The organism is Oscillibacter sp. 1-3, from assembly GCF_000403435.2.
Taxonomy (GTDB): domain Bacteria; phylum Bacillota; class Clostridia; order Oscillospirales; family Oscillospiraceae; genus Oscillibacter.
In genome coordinates, this window is the sequence record NZ_KE159707.1 from 701,263 (window position 1) to 723,153 (window position 21,891).

23 protein-coding genes are annotated in these 21,891 nt (G+C 63.9%); 18 read left to right on the forward strand and 5 right to left on the reverse strand.

The annotated features are described in order from the left end of the window. The first annotated feature begins 134 nt into the window (after positions 1-134). The 9 genes from rpsO (at position 135) to C816_RS21780 (ending at position 11,336) form a co-directional block, all read left to right on the forward strand. On the forward strand, positions 135-401 hold the full coding sequence (rpsO, locus tag C816_RS09865) for a 30S ribosomal protein S15 (protein WP_016322253.1): 267 nt from the start codon (positions 135-137) through the stop codon (positions 399-401). A gap of 173 nt (positions 402-574) precedes the next feature. Further along, entirely contained in the window at positions 575-2,725 is a 2,151-nt protein-coding gene (locus tag C816_RS09870) for a polyribonucleotide nucleotidyltransferase (protein WP_016322254.1), read from the forward strand. 385 nt (positions 2,726-3,110) lie between these two features. After that, positions 3,111-4,523, forward strand: coding sequence for a tRNA uridine-5-carboxymethylaminomethyl(34) synthesis GTPase MnmE (gene mnmE, locus C816_RS09875; protein ID WP_016322255.1), 1,413 nt, complete (start codon positions 3,111-3,113; stop codon positions 4,521-4,523). 96 nt (positions 4,524-4,619) lie between these two features. Then, complete coding sequence (locus C816_RS09880; protein WP_016322256.1) at positions 4,620-5,192, forward strand: DUF1836 domain-containing protein; 573 nt, start codon at positions 4,620-4,622, stop codon at positions 5,190-5,192. Next, positions 5,185-6,051: a DegV family protein gene (locus C816_RS09885; protein ID WP_016322257.1), complete on the forward strand. Its 867-nt coding sequence runs from the start codon at positions 5,185-5,187 to the stop codon at positions 6,049-6,051. Before C816_RS09880 ends, C816_RS09885 begins: the two co-directional genes overlap by 8 nt. A gap of 154 nt (positions 6,052-6,205) precedes the next feature. Further along, positions 6,206-7,183 carry a 50S ribosomal protein L11 methyltransferase gene (gene prmA, locus C816_RS09890; RefSeq protein ID WP_016322258.1) on the forward strand — a complete coding sequence of 326 codons (978 nt, stop codon included), beginning with the start codon at positions 6,206-6,208 and terminating at the stop codon, positions 7,181-7,183. A gap of 823 nt (positions 7,184-8,006) precedes the next feature. Continuing rightward, on the forward strand, positions 8,007-8,234 hold the full coding sequence (locus tag C816_RS09900) for a hypothetical protein (protein ID WP_016322259.1): 228 nt from the start codon (positions 8,007-8,009) through the stop codon (positions 8,232-8,234). Positions 8,235-8,499: 265 nt separating this feature from the next. After that, the gene (locus C816_RS09905; RefSeq protein WP_016322260.1) at positions 8,500-9,309 is read left to right on the forward strand and encodes a ParB/RepB/Spo0J family partition protein; all 810 of its coding nucleotides are present in this window, start codon (positions 8,500-8,502) and stop codon (positions 9,307-9,309) included. Between the two features lie 236 nt (positions 9,310-9,545). Then, on the forward strand, positions 9,546-11,336 hold the full coding sequence (locus C816_RS21780; protein ID WP_016322261.1) for a VanW family protein: 1,791 nt from the start codon (positions 9,546-9,548) through the stop codon (positions 11,334-11,336). A gap of 192 nt (positions 11,337-11,528) precedes the next feature. Here the strand turns inward: C816_RS21780 and rpsR are convergent, their stop codons facing one another. From rpsR to rpsF, 3 genes are all read right to left on the reverse strand, one after another. Next, positions 11,529-11,780, reverse strand: a complete 252-nt coding sequence (gene rpsR, locus C816_RS09915; protein WP_016322262.1) for a 30S ribosomal protein S18 — start codon at positions 11,778-11,780, stop codon at positions 11,529-11,531. Positions 11,781-12,002: 222 nt separating this feature from the next. Continuing rightward, positions 12,003-12,455: a single-stranded DNA-binding protein gene (locus C816_RS09920; RefSeq protein ID WP_016322263.1), complete on the reverse strand. Its 453-nt coding sequence runs from the start codon at positions 12,453-12,455 to the stop codon at positions 12,003-12,005. Between the two features lie 10 nt (positions 12,456-12,465). Continuing rightward, on the reverse strand, positions 12,466-12,762 hold the full coding sequence (gene rpsF / locus C816_RS09925) for a 30S ribosomal protein S6 (protein WP_016322264.1): 297 nt from the start codon (positions 12,760-12,762) through the stop codon (positions 12,466-12,468). Positions 12,763-13,531: 769 nt separating this feature from the next. Here rpsF and C816_RS09930 point away from each other — a divergent pair. Both C816_RS09930 and C816_RS09935 read left to right on the forward strand, forming a co-directional pair. Beyond that, a complete protein-coding gene (locus C816_RS09930; protein WP_016322265.1) occupies positions 13,532-13,834 on the forward strand; it encodes a YciI family protein in 303 nt (100 codons plus the stop codon). 68 nt (positions 13,835-13,902) lie between these two features. Further along, positions 13,903-14,757, forward strand: a complete 855-nt coding sequence (locus tag C816_RS09935; protein ID WP_016322266.1) for a metallophosphoesterase — start codon at positions 13,903-13,905, stop codon at positions 14,755-14,757. Here C816_RS09935 and C816_RS09940 read toward each other — a convergent pair. After that, positions 14,749-14,955 carry a hypothetical protein gene (locus C816_RS09940; protein WP_016322267.1) on the reverse strand — a complete coding sequence of 69 codons (207 nt, stop codon included), beginning with the start codon at positions 14,953-14,955 and terminating at the stop codon, positions 14,749-14,751. The two genes, C816_RS09935 and C816_RS09940, sit on opposite strands and share 9 nt — an antisense overlap. Before the next feature lie 81 nt (positions 14,956-15,036). Here C816_RS09940 and C816_RS25610 point away from each other — a divergent pair, with 81 nt between their 5' ends. The 6 genes from C816_RS25610 to C816_RS09970 all read left to right on the forward strand — a co-directional run bounded on the left by C816_RS25610 (position 15,037) and on the right by C816_RS09970 (position 20,253). Beyond that, the gene (locus tag C816_RS25610; protein ID WP_040655171.1) at positions 15,037-15,261 is read left to right on the forward strand and encodes a helix-turn-helix domain-containing protein; all 225 of its coding nucleotides are present in this window, start codon (positions 15,037-15,039) and stop codon (positions 15,259-15,261) included. 174 nt (positions 15,262-15,435) lie between these two features. Further along, the gene (gene mnmG, locus C816_RS09950; RefSeq protein ID WP_016322269.1) at positions 15,436-17,301 is read left to right on the forward strand and encodes a tRNA uridine-5-carboxymethylaminomethyl(34) synthesis enzyme MnmG; all 1,866 of its coding nucleotides are present in this window, start codon (positions 15,436-15,438) and stop codon (positions 17,299-17,301) included. A 58-nt stretch (positions 17,302-17,359) separates the two neighbouring features. Continuing rightward, positions 17,360-18,259, forward strand: coding sequence for a GTPase Era (era, locus tag C816_RS09955; protein ID WP_016322270.1), 900 nt, complete (start codon positions 17,360-17,362; stop codon positions 18,257-18,259). 114 nt (positions 18,260-18,373) lie between these two features. Then, positions 18,374-18,733, forward strand: coding sequence for a pyridoxamine 5'-phosphate oxidase family protein (locus tag C816_RS09960; RefSeq protein WP_016322271.1), 360 nt, complete (start codon positions 18,374-18,376; stop codon positions 18,731-18,733). Between the two features lie 220 nt (positions 18,734-18,953). Then, on the forward strand, positions 18,954-19,718 hold the full coding sequence (recO, locus tag C816_RS09965; protein ID WP_016322273.1) for a DNA repair protein RecO: 765 nt from the start codon (positions 18,954-18,956) through the stop codon (positions 19,716-19,718). A gap of 82 nt (positions 19,719-19,800) precedes the next feature. Beyond that, on the forward strand, positions 19,801-20,253 hold the full coding sequence (locus tag C816_RS09970) for a hypothetical protein (protein ID WP_016322274.1): 453 nt from the start codon (positions 19,801-19,803) through the stop codon (positions 20,251-20,253). Positions 20,254-20,417: 164 nt separating this feature from the next. Here C816_RS09970 and C816_RS23645 read toward each other — a convergent pair whose 3' ends face one another. Next, on the reverse strand, positions 20,418-20,690 hold the full coding sequence (locus C816_RS23645; RefSeq protein WP_155978968.1) for a hypothetical protein: 273 nt from the start codon (positions 20,688-20,690) through the stop codon (positions 20,418-20,420). On the opposite strand from C816_RS23645, the gene udp reads away from it, so the two are divergent. Beyond that, on the forward strand, positions 20,664-21,434 hold the full coding sequence (gene udp / locus C816_RS09975) for a uridine phosphorylase (protein ID WP_016322275.1): 771 nt from the start codon (positions 20,664-20,666) through the stop codon (positions 21,432-21,434). The two genes, C816_RS23645 and udp, sit on opposite strands and share 27 nt — an antisense overlap. The last annotated feature ends 457 nt before the right edge of the window (positions 21,435-21,891 follow it).

Here is a 21,891-nt window from a genome sequence, read left to right on the forward strand (position 1 = left end):
GGAAGGATGTGTGATATATTTCGATAGGCGCGGAAAACCGCGCCCGCGATTTCGCCCCTGTACTTTGTCCCGCGGAGCTTCACCGGCCCGGGGCACAGTACCGCGGGTCATTTTATGAAAGGTGGAAATACACTATGCTGCGCAAGGAACAAAAGACCGCGATCATCGACGCCAACCGCACCCACGAGACCGACACCGGCTCCCCGGAGGTCCAGATCGCCATTCTGACGGAGCGCATCAACGTGCTCACCGAGCACATGCGTGCCAATCCCCAGGACAAGCACTCCAACAGAGGCCTTTTGAAGATGGTCGGCAAGCGCCGGAGTCTGCTGGACTATCTCATGAAAAAGGACATCGAGCGTTACCGCGCCCTGATCGCGAAGCTCGGCATCCGCAAGTAATGAATCCAGGGCGGCGCGGTTTTACCCGCCGCCCTGATTCCATTTTTCCCCAGCCCGTGTGTGAGCCGCGCAAGCCCTTTAGCAGTTGAAAAAGGGGCCGGACAACGGCCGTTTTTTCAAGTGCTAAACGGTCCGGCTCCCACGCGGAATCCAAAACAAAAAGGAGCAAGACCATGTCTACCATTATCACCAAGAGACAGTTCCCCAACTACCGCAAGTACGAATTGGACCTGGCCGGCCGTCCCCTCACCCTGGAGGTGGGGAAGCTGGCCGAGCTTGCCAACGCCGCCGTCATGGTGGGCTACGGCGACACCCGGGTGCTGGTGTGCGCCACCGCCTCCGCCCGTCCCCGGGACGGCATCGACTTCTTCCCCCTGAGCGTTGACTTCGAGGAGAAGCTCTACTCCGTGGGCCGCATCCCCGGCAGCTTCAACCGCCGGGAGGGCCGCCCCGGCGAGAAGGGCGTGCTGACCAGCCGGGTCATCGACCGGCCCATCCGCCCCCTGTTCCCCCACGACTTCCGCAACGACGTGTCCATCATGGCCACCGTCATGAGCGTGGACCACGACTGCTCCCCCGAGGTGGCCGCCCTCATCGGCACCTCCGCCGCCCTGGCCATCTCCGACATCCCCTGGAACGGCCCCGTGGGCGCTCTCAAGGTGGGCCTGATGGACGGCAGGCTGGTCCTCAACCCCAACAGCGAGGAGCGCAAGGTCTCCGACCTGGACGTCACCGTGGTCTCCACCGGCAAAAAGGTGGTCATGATCGAGGCCGGCGCCAACGAGGTGGACAACGACACCATGTTTAAGGCCATTCAGCTGGCCCATGAGGAGAACCAGAAGCAGGTGGAGCTCATCAAGCGCATGGTCAGCGAGATCGGCAAGGCCAAGTTTGACTATCCCCACGCCGACTTCGACCAGGTCCTCTTCGAGCGCATCACGGCGGACTTCATGGACGAGGCCAAGGCCGCCATGGACACCGACGACAAAAACGTCCGGGAGCAGCGCTGGAACGCCATGATCGAGCGCTGGCATGAGAAGTACCTGGAAGAGTTCCCCGAGATGGACAAATACCTGGACGAGATCACCTACAAGTTCCAGAAGAAGATTGTCAAGGCCTGGCTGCTGGAGGGCCACCGTGTGGATGGCCGCGCCAAAAACGAGATCCGCCCCCTGGGCGCGGAAGTCGGCCTTCTGCCCCGGGCCCACGGCTCCGGCCTCTTCACCCGGGGCCAGACCCAGGTGCTCTCCGCCGTCACCCTGGACACCCTCTCCGCCAACCAGAAGCTGGACACCATCTGGGAGGAGACGGAGAAGCGGTATATGCACCACTATAACTTCCCCGGCTACTCCGTGGGCGAGGCCAAGCCCGCCCGCTCCCCCGGCCGCCGGGAGATCGGCCACGGCGCCCTGGCCGAGCGGGCGCTGCTGCCCGTGATCCCCGATGTGGAGACCTTCCCCTACGCCATCCGCGTGGTCAGCGAGGTGGTCTCTTCCAACGGCTCCACCTCTCAGGGCTCCGTCTGCGGCTCCACCCTGGCGCTGATGGATGCCGGCGTGCCCATCAAGGCCCCTGTGGCCGGCATCTCCTGCGGATTGATCCAGGACGACGACGGCTCCTTCACCACCTTCATCGACATCCAGGGCGTGGAGGACTTCCACGGCGAGATGGACTTTAAGGTGGCGGGCACCAAGAAGGGCATTACCGCCATTCAGATGGACCTGAAAAACGACGGCCTCACCATGGAGATCATCAAAAACGCCCTGGACATTACCTACGACGGCCGCTGCCAGATTCTGGACCAGATCATGCTGCCGGCGATTGCGGAGCCCCGGGCGGACGTGAGCCGCTACGCCCCCAAGATGCTGACCATGCACATCGACCCCTCCAGGATTCGGGAGGTCATCGGCTCCGGCGGCAAGGTGATCCAGAAGATCGTGGCCGACACCGGCGCCAAGATCGACATCAACGACGACGGCTCCATCTTCATCGCCGGCGTGGACGCCGCCAGCTGCGACGCCGCCAAGAAGTGCATTGACGACATTGTCTTTGTCCCCGAGGTGGGCTCCCTCTACTACGGCCGCGTGGTGCGGCTGATGACCTTCGGCGCCTTCGTGGAACTGGCCCCCGGCAAGGACGGGCTGGTCCACATCTCCAAGCTGGCGGACCACCGCATTGAGAAGGTGGAGGATGCCTGCAAGATCGGCGACATGATGTGGGTGAAGGTTACCGACATCGACGAGAAGGGCCGGGTGAACCTGAGCCACAAGGACGCCGTCCGGGAGATCAAGGCCAAGGAGGCCGCCGGAGAGCGGATCAAATAATCTTATTGCCGGCAAGGCGTGAAAATGGCGGGACGGGCGGATGCCTGTCCCGCCGCTTTTTGGAGGGCGTCTTCCTCCCTGCGGGCCGCCTGCCGCCGGAGGCAGGAGGAGGGGCGGGGCTCTGCCCCGGCCCGTTTGCCCCGGCGCTTTTGGGAAAACGGGCGGGAACAGAGCCCCGTCCCTGCAAGGCCGCAAATCCGAAATCGCAGAGGAGCAATACGCGGCAGGGCTCTTCCGGAGACGGAACGCGCCTTGCGATTGCCGGAGGAATATGGTATCCTTCTCTATATTTACAGCAGGCTTCAAAATCGCGGGCCCCTGGCCGGGCCCTTTGCCGGGTATTTTGACGGCTTTATCACAAAAGAGACCAAAAGGAGATGATTTTATGGAGCTCATTGCCGCCATCGCCACCGGAGCCGCCGCCTCCGCCATCGGCATCGTCCGCCTCTCCGGAGAGGGGTGCTTTGCCGTCTGCGGCCGGGTCTTCCGGCCCGCCAACGGCCGCCCCTTCGAAGAGCAGGAGCCCCGGAAGCTGGTGATGGGCGAGATGCTGGACAGCCGGGGGCGGGTCGTTGACCGGGGAATGGCCGTCCGCTTTCCCGCCCCCCGCAGCTACACCGGGGAGGACTCCGCCGAGCTCCACTGCCACGGCTCCCCCGCGGCGCTGCGGGAGCTGCTGTCCGCCCTCTTCGCCGCCGGGGCGCGGCAGGCCGGGCCCGGGGAGTTCACCAAGCGGGCCTTTCTCAACGGACGCATGGACCTGACCCAGGCGGAGGCCGTCGTGGACCTGATCGACGCCGAGACCGCCGCCGCCGCCCGCAACGCCGCCGCCCAGCTGGACGGGGGACTCCGCCGGGTACTGGAGCCCATCCAGGAGACCTTGCTGGACATTGCCAGCCGCTTCTACGCCGTGGTGGACTACCCCGACGAGGACATCCAGGACGTAAACCCGGCGGAGATCGCCCGGGCCATGGTCTCCGCAGAGGACGCCCTCACCCGCCTTCTGGCGGCCTGCCGCCGGGGACAGGTGCTGAAAAAGGGCGTCCGCACCGCCATTGTGGGCCTGCCCAACGCCGGGAAGTCCTCCCTTTTGAACGCTTTGGCGGGGTATGAGCGCTGCCTTGTCACCGACATCCCCGGCACCACCCGGGACACGGTGGAGGAGTCCGTCCTCTGCGGTGGGGTGCTCCTGCGGCTGATCGACACGGCGGGCCTGCGGGAGACGGAGGACACGGTGGAGAAGCTGGGCGTGGAGCGGTCCCGAAAGGCCATGGAGACGGCGGAGCTGATCCTCCTGGTGGACGACAGCCTGGCAGACCCGGAGACGCCCAGGCCCCCAGCGTACTGGGAGGGCTTCTGCCAGCTGCTGAACGAGGCGGGCCGGGGACCCGCGCCCTGGATCTTTGTGGCCTCCAAGCGGGACCTCACCGGGAAAACCGCCGGGTCCATCGGCGCCGTCGGCGACCCGGACTGGAAGGGCCCCGCCGCCTATGTCTCCCTCTCCGCCCTCACCGGCGAGGGCATGGAGGACCTGGAGAGGGCCGTGGCGGACCTCTTCCCCGCCGGAGATCCCGGCGAGGCCGGAGGTCTTCTGACGGACCGGCGGCAGGAGGACGCCGCCCGCCGCGCCAGAGACGCCCTCCGCCGGGGCCGCGCCGCCCTGGAGAGCGGCCTGACCCCTGACGCCGTCCTCGCCGACGCGGAGGAGGCGCTGGACGCCCTGGGCGAGCTGACGGGCCGCACGGCAAGGGAGGAGATCGTCTCCGCCATTTTCTCCCGGTTCTGCGTGGGGAAATAATCTCGGAATCCGTTAAATGTGGTTTACAAAACCACGTTTGCGTGGTACAATACCGTATAAAATACCGGTGATATTTATTTGAAGGAGTATTGTGCCATGTGTGATTCAGCCTCTTTGCAGGAGCGGCTGCGGACCCAGCGCCCCGTGGAGTGGGACCAGCTGCCGGATTTTTCCCTGTATATGGACCAGGTGCTCAGCTATATGGACCGGCAGGTCATCCGCTTTGACGAGGACGACGGCCTCACCGCCGCCATGGTGAACAACTACACCAAAAGCGGCCTGGTGCCCCGGGCGGAGGGCAAGAAGTACAGCCGGGAGCACCTGGCGTACCTCACCGTGATCTGCGTTTTGAAGCGGGTCATGTCCACCCGGGACATGGACCTGCTGATCCGCCAGGAGCTCCAGGGGGACCGCTCCGTTCAGGACGGCTACGCCGCCTTCTGCGACAGCCTGGACAAGGCGCTGAACCTCACCGCCGGGGAGATGGAGAGCCGGCCCGGCGGCGAGGAGGATCTGGCGGACGCCGCCATCCACTTTGCCCTGCTGAGCTACGCCGCCGGCGTGGCCAGCAGCCGCTATGTGACCTTGCTGCGCCGGCAGACCGACCAGGCGGCGGAGGCCGCCGCGCCCGCGAAAAAAGCCAGGAAGGAGCGTGGGCAGGATGCGTGAATTTGCCATCATGACGGACAGCTGCTGCGACCTCACCGCCGCCATGGCGGAGGAATTGTCGGTCCTGCCTCTGAGCCTGCATATGGGCGAGGCGGTATACCGCAACTGGCTGGACGGGCGGGACATCGGATTCCCGGAGTTTTACAGCCGGGTACGCGGCGGCGAGAGCGCCTCCACCGCCGCCGTCAGTGTGGGAGACTTCGAGGCGGAGATGCGGAGGATTCTGGCCTCCGGCCGGGACATTTTGTGCGTCAATTTTTCCTCCGCCCTGTCTGCGACCTTCCAGTCCGCCTCCATCGCCGCGGAGGACCTGCGGCAGGAGTTCCCGGAGGCCAAAATTTACGTGGTGGACTCCCTGTGCGCCTCCCTGGGCCAGGGCCTTTTGGTGTGGCTGTGCGCCCGGGAGCGGAAAAAGGGGCGGACGCTGGAGGAGGTGCGGGACTTTGCCGAGGAGACCAGGGGGCGGATCTGCCACTGGTTCACGGTGGACGACCTGAACCACCTGAAACGTGGCGGGCGGATCAGCGCCGCCACGGCGCTGTTCGGCACCATGCTCTCCATTAAGCCGGTGATGCACGTGGACGACGGCGGCCATCTCACCCCCGTCGGCAAGGCCCGGGGCCGGAGGGCCTCCCTGCTGGCCCTAGTGGACGAGATGGAGAAGACCGCCATAGACCCGGGAGAGCAGACCGTCTTTATCTCCCACGGGGATTGCCTTGCGGACGCGGAGTTCGTGGCGGAGGAGGTCCGCCGCCGCTTCGGGACGAAGGACATCCATATCAACTACGTGGGTCCGGTGATCGGCAGCCACTCAGGCCCGGGGACCGTGGCGCTGTTTTTCCTGGGGACTGTCCGGTGACCCTGGCGCTCCCGGGAAAATGGCCTGCACAGGGTGCCAGGCCCACGGGGCAGGTGTTTTTGCCGGTCCGGCCCTGCTGTGGGGGCCGCAGCCCTCTGGGGACATGCCTCCCCTGAAAAATTCGGACCATGATTTTACGAAAGGGGCATCTCACTTGAATTGGCTGGAAGTACATATTGATACCAACCACGCCGGCCTGGAGCCGGTGGAGGCCATGCTGTCCTCCCTGGATGTGGACGGCGTGGTGATTGACGACGAGACGGAGTTCCGGGAGTTTCTGGAGGACAACCGCCAGTACTGGGACTATGTGGACGAGGACCTCTCCCGCCGCATGGCGGGATTGTCCCGGGTGACCTTCTACCTCCAGTCGGACGAGGCGGGCTTCGCCAAGCTGGGAGAGGTCCGACTGGCTCTGGAGGGCCTGCGCGCTCAGGGGCAGGACTGGGGCAGCCTCATCATGTCCCTGGACAACCTGGCGGACGAGGACTGGGAGAACAATTGGAAGCAGTATTACAAGCCCATCGAGATCGGGGAGCGGCTGCTGGTGGTGCCCAAGTGGGAGACCGTAGACCCCGGGGAGCGGGCGCCCCTGTACCTGGACCCCGGCCTGACCTTCGGTACCGGGGACCACGCCACCACCCGGCTGTGCCTCACCGCCCTGGAGAAGGAGATTCACGGTGGGGAGCGGGTGCTGGACCTGGGCTGCGGCAGCGGCATTTTGTCCATCGCCGCGCTGAAGCTGGGCGCCGCCTCCGCCCGGGCGGTGGACATCGACCGCATGTGTCTGGACGTGGCCTATGAGAACGCCGCCCTCAACGGCATCGGGAAGGACGTCTACACCGTGGAGGTGGGAGACGTGCTGGCGAACGGGGACCTGCGGGCGTCCCTGGGCGGCGGGTACGGCGTGGTGCTGGCCAACATTGTGGCGGATGTGATTATCGGCCTGGCTCCCCTGGCCCGGAGCTTTTTGAAAGAGGGCGGGCTGTTCCTCTGCTCCGGCATCATCGAGGGCCGGGAGGCGGAGGTGGCGGAGCGCCTGCGGGAGGCGGGGCTCACGATCCTGGAGACTCGGGAGCAAAAGGGCTGGTATGCCTTTACCTGCCGGCAGGGGCCCGCGGAAGGCGGGAATTGAGTGCTTTTTTCAATTTCTGGGAGTCTCTTTTGTGGACTACGGAGCTTCAGAAATTTTTTTGAAGATTCGCTTGACACGCCTGGAAATATATGATGCATCGTGCCCGCGATAAAGGCAAAGCCGGTGAAAGGTGGTGACGCAAGCCAAAGAGTCTTTCCGGTTTGGAGCGGCAGCCAGTTACAGCATGACAAGTCTCGGGTCAGATGTAATCAGATGCTTTGCGCCATGGCGCAAAGCATCTTTTGCTATCCGCAGGACAGCAAAAGATACACGTTGTATGTTTTGTTCCGGATGCCCGGAACTCCGCATAAATTTTGGTGGATTGGAGGGATGCCTATGCGAAGGGGGAGACGGATGCTCCGCCCCGGTCTGAGCCGCGCCGGCATAGGCCGGATCGGCGAATAGCGGTTTAGACAAATATTCTGTAAAAGGCAAACCGCCTAAAAAGGGGGGCGCAAAAATATTGGGACTAGACCATTTTTCAAACAGGGCCTAGCAAAGGCCAGCTGGATGCTGCTAAAAAGATCAAGGAAGACGCCGAGGACGCAAAGAAGGAAGCCGATGCTGCCGTAATCGAGACCGAGGATGAGATTGGGGACATTATCACCAGGTGGTAATCCCGGCGGCATTACCACCGGCGGTGACGGCGATACCCCCCTCCCCGGCGATGATGACGGCGGCGCCACCATCGAAGACGGCATCGTCCCCCTGGCCCTGATGCACACCCGCGGCGAGCTGATGAACTTCCTCCACATCCGCGCCGGCAGTCCTGCCGCCGCTCCAGCGATCTTCGCCGACGGGCCTGCGGACCACGAGTTCGCACTTGGCCATCGGCTGGGCCCAGCCCAACGGCATCGCCACCGCTTACGAGGACGGAGCCTTTGACCCCGCCAACTTCGCCGTCGCCGGCGACAAGGCCGCCTTCCTGGAGGCTTACGCCCGGTTCAGCGGCATGAGGGTGACCTTCCCCCTGACCACCATGGCCGGGACGGAGGACGACGCCATCGTGGAGAACGCCGACGCCATTCTGGCCGAGTTCTTCGGCGACTGATTTCAAAATTCCAGCCGTGAAATCCGGCAGCCGCCGCCCCGACGGGGCGGCGGTTTGCTTTTGAAAAATAACCCGACAGAAAACCGGACCACAGCGTGTGCGGGGGGGGGCGGAAAGGGGCCAGCGCCCGCGGCGCAGGGGCGGATAAAGCGGAAGCAGGCCTGCCGGCGGTTCTTTTTTCTCCCCTTCGACAGATTCCAGCCGCCTTCTCCATCCACTATATGTAGAATAGAGAAAACCCAAACAACACAAAGGAGGCGGTTCTATGGAGCGCGCGGAGGAACGGCGGGTCCTGCGCCTGCCGGCGGCGGACATTCGTCCCAACCCCGCTCAGCCCCGGCGTTTTTTTGACGAGGCGTCCCTGCGGGAGCTGGCGGCCTCAATCCGGCGCCACGGCATCCTCCAGCCACTCACCGTGCGGCGGCGGGGAGACGGCTGGGAGCTGGTGGCCGGGGAGCGGCGGCTTCGGGCCGCGAGGCTGGCGGGTCTTGAGACAGTGCCCTGCATCGAGGCGGCGGTGGACAGCCGCCAGTCCGCCCTGCTGGCCTTGGTGGAGAACCTCCAGCGGGAGGACCTGCATTATTTTGAGGAGGCCGCCGCCATTGCCGCGTACATCAAAGAGTCCGGCTCCACCCAGGAGGAGGCCGCCGCCCTGCTGGGGCGGTCTCCCTCGGCGGTGGCCAACAAGCTGCGGCTGCTGCGCCTCTCCCCCGCCTGCCGGGAGATTTTGATCTCCGGCGCCCTGGCGGAGCGCCACGCCCGCACCCTTTTGCGGCTGGAGGACGAGAGCGAGCGGCTTTTGGCCGCACGGCACATGGCGGAAAAGCAGCTGACCGTGGCTCAGGCGGAGCAGTACGTGGAGCGGCGGCTGGCCGCCCTGCAGTCCACGCCTCCGGCGGGCCGGCGGACCTACATCATAAAAGATGTACGGCTGTTTTTGAACAGCGTGGACCGGGGGCTCCAGATTATTCGGGACGCCGGGGTGGACGCCGCCTGCGGCCGCGAGGAGACGGAGGACGACATCCTCCTCACCATCCGTATTCCCAAGCGCCCCGCTTTTTCCCGGGAGAGATAAGGCCGCTCCGCCGCCCACATTTTCAAACTGCCGCCGTTTTTTCGCAGGGCGGAAGAGCCCGCCGCTTCGGCAGAACATTTTCGGCAGAATATTTCTTTTTCCTCTCTCACTTTCCTTTTATTGTTACTGGATTGTAACCTTTTTTTCATTGAGAATGTGTTACAATACATCGTGGCAGAAAAGGGCCGGTTGTGTGCGGCGCTTTTTCAAAAGGAACGAGCGACAGGAGGGGCTTCATGGAACAGATCAACGAAGCCGCGGAGAAGCGGGCCGGGGGAACCCGGCTGAAAAAGAGCGGCGGGATCGGCGGGCCGCTGTTGGCCGCCCTGGGATTGACGGCGGTGATCGCCGGCGGGGCCTATCTGGGCCTGTGCGGCTACGCGGTCAACAGCGACACAATCTGGAGCAACACCCATGTGCTGGAGCAGGACATCGGCGGTCTCACCCGGGACCAGGCCGTTCAGAAGCTGGAGGCCGCCCTGCCGGACATGGCCATCCAGATCCTGCTTCTCGACGACACCACCCCGCCGGACGCGCCGGAGAACTACTCCGTCGGCGCAGACTCCGGCATGGGCGCTCAGATCCCCCTCGGCGATCTGGGAGCGGAGGTGGACGCCGCCGCCCTGGTGGAGTTCGCGGACCAGACCCAGCGGTCCCAGTCCTTCCTCACCGCCGGATACCGCTACCTCTCCCGGGAGGAGGCCCACTCTTTCAACAAACCGGACGCCATCACCCTGGACCCGGAGAAGACGGCAAAGACCGCGGAGCGTGTGGCGGACAGTCTCTCCTGGCCGGCGGCGAACACCGCTTACAGCGTGGAGGAGGACGCCCTTCTGGTGCGGATTCCCCAAGACGGCCAGTCCCTGGACGCCGACGCGCTGCGCTCCGCGCTGGAGGACCGCGCCTGGAACAGCAGCCTCACCATTGCCCTCCCCCGGGAGATTCTCTCCCCCACAGAGGTCCTCACCGCCCAGGACATCCACGACGCTGTCAGCGGCGAGGTGAAAAACGCCGGGTATGACGCGGAGACCGACACCGTCACCCCCGAGCAGGTGGGGGCGGATTTTGACATCCCTGCCGCCCAGGCGGCCATGGACGCGGCGGAGCCCGGCTCCACCGTGCGCATCAACGCGGACATCCAGCTCCCCGCCGTCACGGCGGAGGACCTGGAGGAGCTGCTGTTCCGGGACGTGCTGGGTGAGGCCCGGACCCACGTATCCGGCACGGCGGCCCGGATCTCCAATGTGAAGCTGGCCTCCGCGGCCTTCAACGGCGTGGTGCTCAACACCGGCGACATGTTCTCCTACAACGAGACCGTGGGCCAGCGGACGGCGGCCAAGGGCTACCGGCCCGCGCCGGCCTATGTGCAGGGCGAGACGGTGGACGAGATCGGCGGCGGCGTGTGCCAGCCCTCCTCCACGCTGTACTTAGCCTGCCTCCGGGCCAACCTGGAGATTACGGAGCGGTACGCCCACCGGTACGTCCCCGCCTACATCGGCAAGGGCATGGACGCCACGGTGTCCTGGGGGGGGCCGGACTACAAGTTCACCAATAACACGGACTATCCCATCAAGATCGAGACCGTTTACGAAAAGGGCTATCTCACGGTGCGCCTGCTGGGCACCAACGTGGACGGCACCTATGTGAAGATGACCTACGAGGAGCTCTCCTCCACCCCCTTTGAGGTGGTCTACGAGGACGATCCCACCCTGGCCCCGGGCCAGGAGGTGGTGAAGGTCACGCCCTACACCGGCTACAAGGGGCGGACCTACCGCAATGTCTACGCCGCAGACGGCACACTGATCTCCAGCGAGTACGAGGCCACCAGTGACTACAAGGTCCGCAACCGGGTGATCCTGCGGGGACCGGAGGCGGAGCCCTCCGTCCCGGCGGTGAACCCGGACCCCGGCGGCTTTGTAGTGGATCTGCCGGAGGTCACGGACCCCGGAGTGGTGATAGAGCCTCCGGTGGAGGACCCGGGGATGAATCCCCCCATTATCGTCCTGCCGGAGGAGGAGATCGGGTGAGACCGGCGGGAAGAGCGTGAAACAATCAGCGGCGCCGCCAAATCCTGGCGGCGCCGCTGTCCGTCCGGCGCAGTCGGAAAAGATGCCGCCGGAGAGTGTCTCATCATATGAATGCCCCCTGACACAGTACTTCCGTTTTCCTGCGTCAGGGGGCGCTGCTTATGATCTGTTTGCCGGGGATTCGCCGTTCCCTCAGTCGGTGACGTAGGGCAGCAGAGCGATCTGACGGGCCCGCTTGATGGCCTCAGTCAGCTGGCGCTGGTGCATGGCGCAGGTGCCGGTGGTCCTGCGGGGCAGGATCTTGGCGCGCTCGGAGGTGAACCGGCGCAGCTTGGCGGCATCCTTGTAATCGATGCTCTCGCACTTCTCAGCGCAGAACTGGCAGACCTTGCGGCGCTTGCCCCGCATGGGGCGGGCGGGTCTTGCTTCACGATCGAAAGCCATAGTGCTTCCTCCTTATTTCATAGTCGGCGGTCCCCGCTCCGGAAAGAGCGGGAGGCCGGGTCATTCTAAGAATTCATTCAAAAGCGTGAAAAGGCTTTTGCGGCGTCATAGACGCGCTGAATCCTTATGAGACGCGCTTCGCGCCGAAGCGGCGCAAAACGGGAACCGTTCACAGGGGGTTCCGTCTCAGAGAAAACGAAAGCGCTTTATCTGAGATCCGTATCAGAACGGCAGCTCGCCGTCCTCCTCGCCGATTTCGGCGAAGTCGGAGCGGCTCTCCATAGGCGCGGGGGTTCCGCGGCCGACAGGCGCTCCGTAGGCGGGAGGGGCGCCGTAGTCGCCCGGCGCGCTGTCCCGCTTGGAATCTCCAAAGTAGATGTTGTCGGCGATTACCTCGGCGCTTCTGCGCTTGCCGCCGTTGTTGTCGGTCCAGTCGCGGATCTGCAGGCGGCCCTCCACAATGGCCATGCGGCCCTTGGCGAAGTACTTGCTGACAAATTCCGCGGTGCCCCGCCAAGCCACGATGTCGATGAAATCCGTCTCCTTCTCACCGCTCTGGGACTTGAAGTCCCGGTCGCAGGCGATGGAGAAGGACGTGACGGCGGTGCCGCTCTGGGTCCGGCGCAGCTCAGGGTCACGGGTCAGACGGCCCATGAGGACAATCCTGTTGAGCATATGTGCCTCCTTATTCGCCCTTGCAGACGATCATGGAGCGCATGACGCCTTCGGTAATGCCGAGGACGCGGTCCAGCTCCTTGGGGAACTCGGGGCCGCTGGTGAACGTCATCAGCACATAGTAGCCGTCGTTCTTGTAGTTGATGGGATAGGCCAGTTTCCGGGCGCCCCACTCCTCCACCTCAACGGCGGAGCCGTGCTGCTCAGCCAGGGCCTTGAACTTCGCCACCATCGCGGCGATGCTCTCCTCCCCCTGTGCAGGGTCGACGATATACACGACCTCGTAATTGGCAGTAACCTTTGCCATGTTTGCACCTCCTTTTGGACAAATGGCCCCCGTTCCACGACGGGAGCAAGGATATGCCCGCAAAATACGAGCTTTATTATTATACAGGAAACGGCGCGAATGTCAAGGAAAATATTTGCATATCTGCTTTTTTACCCTGCGATCTGCCGGGATTCCCGTCGTATTCCGCCCTTTTTGGCGGAAGAGGCCGCCGCCTGGGCGCGTTGACCTTGTTCAGAAGGATTCGCCGGGGATGAAAGAGGCCGCGAGCCAGAGGCCCGCGGCTTGGGATTGGCGCATTTTGGAGGGGAACCGGAAAACGATCTATCGTAAACGGGTGTCTCACCCAAACGTCCATATAATCCGCGGATAAAAAAACCCACGCCAGCTCCGGCGTGGTTTCACGGATTTTTACCGCTCACTCTCGGACCAGGTTTCGCCTACGAAAATCAGGTCGTCCACATCGCCATATACCGGGTACTTAATGTCTTTCATATCAATTCTCTCCTTTCTTTGTTTTGAAGATATATAAATTATAACACGTTTTTTCCAGATTGCAAGCACAATTTGTGGTAGAATTACCAAAGGCCGACCTCTTATTTTGGGGGATGCCGGAATGCTGCGCTGCGGGCGCGCCTGGAGAGTACGATTTCTCCATAGGGCCTGCCGTTTCTTTGTGTATTTTTTCTCTCGCAATCACACAGCCCGTTGTGCTATAATAGCCCAAAAGGCCGGTTTGCGGCGCCGCTGAAACGGAAAAACAATATTTTTTTGCTGAGAGGAGAGGCAAATGAAGGACTGGCTGTATGTAATGCTGATCGAAAAGACCAAAATGTACAACAGGCTTACCAAAGCCGCGGTGGAGCGGCACGTCGCCAATTTGAAAAAGCTGGACGATGACGGACACCTGGAGCTGGGCGGGGCCTTCAAGGGCTTCCCCGGCGTTGCGGGAATGTATGTTCTGCGGGCCGGAAGCTATGAGGAGGCGGAGGAGCTCTGCAAGGCGGAGCCGCTTGTCACAGAGGGATTTGCCACATATAAGCTGAAGGCGCTGCAGACGGCGAACCGGGAGAACAACTACCTGCTTACGTAACCGGCCGTGCGCCGCTTTGTTGGCGCCGCATTCCGGCGATGATAGATGATGGAGGAGGCGGAGCGGCTATGGCGGACCGTCCCAAAAAGTGCCGCCCGCTGAGGACGATGTGTACTCTGGCGGCGGTAATACTGGCGGCGCTGTTTGTCCGCTGGGACAACACGGCCTTGCAGGTGACCTATTTTGAGCCGGTCTTCGCCGGACTGCCGGAGGGCTTTGACGGCTGTTGGCTGGCAGTGCTCAGCGACCTTCACGGCGCGAGGTTCGGCCCGGGGAATGCGGACCTGTTCGCCGCCGTGGCGGCGGCCGCGCCGGATTATATCTTTTATCTGGGGGATCTGGAGGACCGGCACCGGGGTCCCAGGGAGGGCTACGCAGAGGAGGCTGCCCAAGGCCTCTCGGCCATTGCGCCGCTGTACTATGTGACGGGCAACCACGAGTGGGCCATCGGCGATGTGCCGGAGCTGAAAAAGCGTCTGGCGGCCAGCGGGGCCCGGGTGCTGACCAACGAGTTTGTCACCCTGGAGCGCAACGGGGACACGGTGGTTCTGGCGGGAATCGACGATCCCAACGGCTACGCCGACCAGAAGACGCCGGAGCAGGTGGCGGCGGAGATCTACGCCGCCCAGGGCGATCCCTTCTGGATGCTGCTGGCCCACCGGAACAACGAGTTTGCGGAGCGGTACAGCCTGCTGGGGACGGACCTGGTGCTCTCGGGCCACGGCCATGGCGGCATCATCCGCCTGCCCTTTACGGACGGGCTTTTGTCCGTGGAGCGGACGTTTTTCCCGTCCTACACGGCGGGGCTCTATGAGGAGAACGGCTCGGCGCTGTTCGTCACCCGGGGCCTGGGGAATTCCGGGCCCACGTTCCGGCTGTTCAACCGCCCGGAGGTGGCGGTGGTGACGCTGCGGTCATCTTAGGAAGTCCTGGATCGGCAGGGGCGCCCAGCCCCTGCGGGCGTCGGAGAGGTTCATGCCCAGGCACAGGCCCTGATAAAAGGAATAGAGGCCCTGTGCGAGCACGGGGTTTTTTCCGATGTACCCGGCCCAGTCTTCCGGGGCCGGAATGGTGACCCAGTTGTAATAAAGTTGCTCCACAACTTCGGGAATGTCGTTCATAACACAGCCTCCCAATTTTGTACACGATTATGTATAATACACATTGTGGTACGCAATTTTGAAAATGTCAAGGGGTAAATTATGTTTGCTGAAAAAATACGAATGCTGCGAAACGAAAAAGGGATTAGTCAAACTGCTGTTGCGGCAGAAGCAGGCCTTTCCATGCGTGGATACCAAAATATAGAGTTGGGCTCTGAGCCCAGGTACAGCAGTATTTTCAAGATTGCAGAGTATTATGATGTCTCAGTGGACTGGCTCATGGGGCGGACCGAGGACCGGTATGCTCACCGGCGTAAGCCGGAGTAAGTGCTCGCCCTGACGGGCGGGGTGCATTGCCCAGCCATCATCATGGCTGAAATCCCCCCGCCCGTCAGGGCGAGTAAAAACCACCTCCGCCCGAAGGGCGGTACACCCCCCGTCCCGTGCCCGAGGCGCGAAATCCCCGGTCTCCCTGCCAGGGAGACCGTTCAAGGAGCACCTATGCAGGAATTTCTAGCAGAAAAATTCGATGTCGCCGTCATCGGCGCAGGCCACGCCGGCATAGAGGCCGCCCTGGCCGCCGCCCGCCTGGGGGCGGAAACCATCGTTTTCACGATCAACCTGGACGCCGTCGGCAACATGCCCTGCAACCCCGCCGTCGGCGGTACCGGCAAGGGCCATTTGGTCCGGGAGCTGGACGCACTGGGGGGCGAGATGGCCCGGGCCGCGGACCGCTGCTGCATCCAGTACCGGCTGCTGAACAGGGGCAAGGGCCCCGCCGTCTGGTCCCTCCGGGCCCAGGCCGACCGGCGGCGCTATCAGGGCTATATGAAGCGCGCCCTGGAGCGGCAGAAACACCTCACCGTCCGCCAGGGCGAGGTCACGGAGATCCGCGCCGAAAACGGCGCGGTTTCCGCCGTCGTTCTGGCCACCGGGGCCGTGTTTGAGGCAAAGGCCGTCATTCTGGCCACCGGGACCTACCTCTCCGGCCGCACCGTCGTGGGCGAGTGGGTGGAGGACTCCGGCCCCGACGGGATGCACGCCGCCGCCCGGCTGACGGACTCTTTGAAAAAGCTGGGCCTGCCCCTGCGGCGGTTCAAGACCGGCACCCCGCCCCGGGTACACGCGGGCACCGTGGACTTTGACGAGATGGAGCTTCAGCCCGGGGACCGTCTGCCGGTGCCCTTCTCCTACTCCACAGCAAGCCCGCCGGAGAACAAGGCGGTGTGCTGGCTCACCTGGACCACGGAGGAGACCAGGCGGATCGTCCGGGAAAACCTGGACCGGGCCCCCATGTACTCCGGCCTCATCGAGGGCGTGGGGCCCCGGTACTGCCCCTCCTTTGAGACCAAGATCGTCCGCTTTCCGGACAAGCTCCGCCACCAGCTGTTCGTGGAGCCCATGGGGCTGGACACGGAGGAGCTGTACATCCAGGGCTTCTCCTCCTCCATGCCGGAGGAGGTGCAGGTCCGGATGCTCCGCAGCGTGCCGGGGCTCCGCCGGGCCGTCATCACCCGGCCCGCCTACGCCATCGAGTACGACTGCATCGACCCCCTGGCCCTGGCCCCCACCCTGGAGGTCAAGGCCCTGCCGGGGCTGTACGGCGCGGGGCAGTTCAACGGCTCCTCCGGGTACGAGGAGGCGGCGGTCCAGGGCTTTTGCGCCGGGGTCAACGCCGTCCGGAAGCTCCGGGGACAGTCCCCCTTCGTCCTCTCCCGGTCGGAGGCCTATATTGGGACCCTGATCGACGACCTGGTGACCAAGGGCACCGAGGAGCCCTACCGCATCATGACCTCCCGCAGCGAGTACCGGCTTCTCCTGCGGCAGGACAACGCCGACCTGCGGCTGACAAAGCGGGGCCATGAGATCGGCCTTGTATCGGAGGAACGCCTCCGGGCCGTGGAGGAGAAGTACGCGGCGGTGGAGGCGGAGATCAGACGGCTGACCCACACCGGCGTGGCGCCCTCCCCGGCGCTGTCCGCCTTTTTGGCGGAGCGGGGGACCGGCGACGCCGCCGACGGCTGCTCCCTCATCGCCCTGCTGCGGCGGCCCCAGGTGCACTATGAGGAGCTGGCCCCCTTCGACCCCGGCCGGCCGGACCTGCCGCCGGACGTGCGGGAGCAGGTGGAGATCTCGGTCAAATACGAGGGCTACATCCAGCGCCAGCAGCGGCAGGTGGAGGAATTCCGGAAGATGGAGTCCCACAAGCTGCCCCCCGGTCTGGATTACAGCGCCATTCAGGGACTTCGTCTGGAGGCCCGGGAGAAGCTGGCGGCGGTGCGGCCCCTGGACCTGGGGCAGGCGTCCCGGATCTCCGGCGTGTCCCCGGCGGACATCGCGGCGCTGATGATCTATCTGGAGCGATAGGCGCAGTTCCTGTCAAAGATAAATTGCTTAACAATCAAGAAAGTTGAGGATCACCTGAATGAATGAGATCAAAAACGTGGCTATGGTCACAGTCTGCGGCCGGCCCAACGTGGGCAAGTCCAGCCTCACCAACGCCCTGGTGGGGGAGAAAGTGGCCATCGTCTCCAACAAGGCCCAGACCACCCGGAACCGCATCTACGGCGTGGTGAACCGGGGGGACACCCAGTTTATCCTGCTGGACACCCCGGGTCTCCACCGGCCCAAATCCGCCCTGGGGGACTATATGGTCAAGGTCATCACCGCCAGCCTCAGCGACGTGGACTGCGCCCTCTTGCTGGTGGAGCCCATTCCCCACGCGGGCGGGCCGGAGCGGGCCCTGATCGAGCGCATCCGGGAGGAGAGGATTCCCTGCATCCTGTGCATCAACAAGATCGACACCGTGGAGCCGGCGGAGCTGCTGCCGGTGATCGCCGCCTACAGCGAGGTCTGGGACGGCTTTGACGCCATCATCCCCATCTCCGCCCGCACCGGCGGCGGCCTGGACGAGCTGATGGCGGAGCTGCAAAAGTACGCCGCCGAGGGCCCCCAGCTCTTCCCCGACGGCCAGACCAGCGACCAGCCGGAGCGGCAGGTCATGGGGGAGCTGCTGCGGGAGAAGCTTCTGCTGTGCCTGGACAAGGAGATCCCCCACGGCACCGCCGTGGAGATCACCAGGTTTTCCGAGCGGGACTCCGGCGTCATCGATGTGGAGGCCACCATCTACTGCGAGAAGTCCAGCCACAAGGGCATCATCATCGGCAAGCAGGGGGCCATGCTGAAAAAGATCAGCTCCATGGCCCGGCACGATATGGAGCGGTTTATGGGCGCCAAAATCTACCTGGAGACCTGGGTGAAGGTCAAGGAGAACTGGAGAGACAATGTGAACTACGTCCGCAGCCTGGGCTACCGGGAGGACTGAAAACCTGAATTCACCACCGGTCGACGCCGTCTGGGCGCGGCGTTTCACAGTTTGGCCGGCCTTTTGGGCAGGGCGGCCGGCGCGTATCGGCGCCGGAGAGGAGGGGCGGGAGATTTGCGGAACCTGGAAAAGATGATCGGCAAAATCGCCGACAAGGCTGATCTGGCCTTCCTCGCCTATTTGGAGGAGGCGGACGACGAACCCACTCCCACCATCCGCGCCACGGCGGCGCTCCGGGAGCGGGAGGGAATCCGCGTCTTCTATCTGACCGCCTCCCCCCAGAAGGCCGCCGGCTTCCGGCAGGAGCCCAGGGCCAGCCTCTATCTGCTCGCTCCCGACTTTTACCGGGGCGTCTGCCTCTCCGGCACTGTGGAGGTGCTGGAGGGCGCGGAGAGCTGCGTGCTGAAATTCACGGCAAAAAGGGGCCGGTATTACACCAATTTCAAATCCGAGAATTTTTTGATTCCAGATTGACCGGACATTTCCAGCCATAGTTTTCGCGCCTTTTCGCAGACTATTTCCATAAAGGAGGTCTGCGCGATGCTGAATCAAATGGAGCCCGCTCCGCTGTGGGAGCTGTTCTGCATGACCGGGGAGCCGCTGGCCTACATGCTCTACCGGTCCATCGAGGACAGAGCGGAAGACAAGCCGTAATCACCGGGGAGAAATTCCCCGTACATAGGAGGGGAGCGCCTTGGCGGGAACGCCCCACATCGTCATACGGGGCCTTGTCCTGCGGGAGACGGAGACGAAGGAGACAGACAAGATCCTCACCCTGCTCACGGCGGAACAGGGCAAGATCTCCGTCATCGCCCGGGGGGCCCGGCGGAAAAACTGCAAATTTGCCGCCGCCGCCCAGTCTCTGGCCTGGTCGGAGTGGACCTTGTACCGGCGGAAGGACTGGTACTATGCCGACGAGGGCGCCACGCTGGAGCTCTTTGAGGGTCTGCGGAAGGACCTGAGGGCCCTGGCTCTGGGGTTCTACATGGCGGAGCTGACGGAGTGCGTCACCATGCCGGAGGAGCCCGCGCCGGAGCTGCTGCGGCATCTGCTGAACGGGCTGTACGCCCTGTCCGCGCTGAAAAAGCCGCCGGAGCTGGTCAAGCCGGCCTTCGAGATAAAGCTGCTGTGCCTGGCGGGGTACGAACCCCTGGCGGACGCCTGCGAGGGCTGCGGCAGGACGGACCCGGAGGAGCCGATGCTGAACGCGGCCCTGGGCACGCTGCGGTGCAGGCGCTGTACGCACGGCGGCGTGGTCAGCCCCCTCTGCCGGGAGTCTCTGGCGGCCCTGCGGCATATCGTATACGGAGATGCCAAGCGGCTGTATTCCTTCCGGCTCTCCCCGGACGCCCTCCGGCGCCTGTCCAAAGCGGCCGCCCTCTTTTTGTTTGCCCAGCTGGAGCGGGACTTTAAGACGCTGGATTTTTACGAGAGCCTGGGCGGCGTGCACCGCCCTTGAGCGCGGGCTGTGAATACAGGCTTTGAGCGTGAGCGTACATCCCGGGAGGATCTGCCGCTTTTATACGGGAAAAGAGGGACATATGCCGGAATTTCAAATCGGCCCCTACCGTCTTTCGGCGGATGCGGAGGGGACCGGAGATTACTACGCCGCCCGCCCCCTGCCCTGGGTTACCTGCGCGTGCGCCGGGTGCCGGAATTTTGCCCTGGCGGTCAAAACCCTGCCGCCCGCTGTGGCGGACTTCTTTGCCGCTCTGGGGCTGGACCCGGAGAAGCCGGCGGAGGTCTGCGTGGACCATGCGGACGGGGGGAGCTGCCTCTATGGCTGCTGGTATCACCTGATCGGGGAGCTGGCGGCAGGCGGGCCGCTGCCCGGCCGTCTTTGCGGGGAGTGGCTGACCCTGGCGGAGGGCGTGGAGGCGGCCTTCAGCCCGGAGTGCCACCTCCTGCCGGAGGACTTCCCGCAGCCAGGGCTCCAGCTGAATCTGGAGTGGCGTCTGCCCTGGCTTTTGGAGGAGGAAAATCCATATGGGTGAACGCTTCCCTTGGTCGTTTTTCCGGGCTGCAGGGGGATTTTGCCTGGCGAAATCCGCCCTTGACAATGCTTCTCCAGGAGCTGCTTGAAAATCGGCGGAATGACGGATTTTATGAAAAAGCGGCGCAGTCTCAGCGGAAAAAGACGCGCCAGGCCGCCGTTTTATCATTTTTCAAATGGCCCCTGATATAGAGCGGCGCCTTTATTTCCGGGAGCCGCTCCAAGAAGCCGCACCACTCGGCAAAGGCGGGCATCCCGGCGGAAAATTTTTCGTCCGGACTGTGCCGGAAAAGCTTGAAATCCACCGGGATTCCTGCGTGTTTCTTCCCGGCCGGACAAAAATTTCCCCGCCGATCCGCTCGCTTCCGCCGGTTGGCGCAGCTTCAAAAATTCAATCGTGAGGTGACCATTATGCAAGAACTGGAACGTCAATTCCACATCAACTGCGTCCCCGGGGACGTGGGCAGGTACTGCATCCTGGCGGGGGACCCGGGCCGTGTGCCCGCCATCGCCGCCCTGTTTGACGACGCCAGACAGGTGGCGTACAACCGGGAGTACAACGTCTGGACCGGCACACTGCTGGGGGAGAAGGTCACTGCCTGCTCCACCGGCATCGGCGGGCCCTCCACGGCCATTGCGGTGGAGGAGCTCCACAAGTGCGGCGCGGACACCTTCCTCCGCTCCGGCACCTGCGGCGGCATCGACCTCAGCGTTCAGGCCGGGGACATCGTGGTGGCCACAGGGGCTATCCGGTACGAGCACACCAGCCTGGAGTACGCTCCCATCGAGTTCCCGGCGGTGCCGGACTATGAGGCCACCGGATGCCTGGCCCGGGCGGCGGAGGCGATGGGCCTGCCGGTCCACCTGGGGGTGGTCCAGTGCAAGGACAGCTTCTACGGCCAGCACAGCCCCGGCGCCTCCCCCGTCTCCTACGAGCTGAAAGCCAAATGGGAGAGCTGGAAGCGGCTGGGCGTCAAGGCCAGCGAGATGGAGTCCGCGGCGCTGTTCGTCATCGCGGCGGCGCTTCACTGCCGGGCCGCGTCCTGCTTCCACGTGATCTGGAACCAGGAGCGGGAGGCCGCCGGGCTGGACCAGAGGATGAGCGAGGACACCTCCGCCTCCGTCCGCGTGGCGGTGGAGGGTTTGAAGCTGCTGATGGAAGCGGATCGAGAGCGGCAGTGACCGAAAGGGCCAGAAGGAGAGCTTGTTCTCCGTTTGACAGACAAGACCAACCGGCGGTGCGGTCATAAGGGAGATCGGGCAACCGGGACATGCCTGGGCGCAGGCAGCGCGAAGATGCAATGGCCCTGCCGCGGGTCCGGATCGATCCGGCGGAATGCGGCGTCCGCGGGTTTGCGGAAAATACAGCCCGGCGGCCATTGGCCGCCGGGCTGTATTTTCCCGCTCCGAACCTCTGCGGGAGCTGGAGAGCATCCCCGCTCGCCGCCGGCATTGCAGTCCGGAGATGGGCTTTGGAGCCGGGAGGCTCTGTTTGAAAAGCGCATATGTTTTTTCAAACGGGAGCGGATGGGCCGGTAGAAAGGATTGACAGCGGAATTCCAAATCGCTGATAACTGGGAGACGGGGCGCAGTCGCACAAACGGCGGGCCGTCCGCCGGAAACCCGGCGTTTTCGGGAA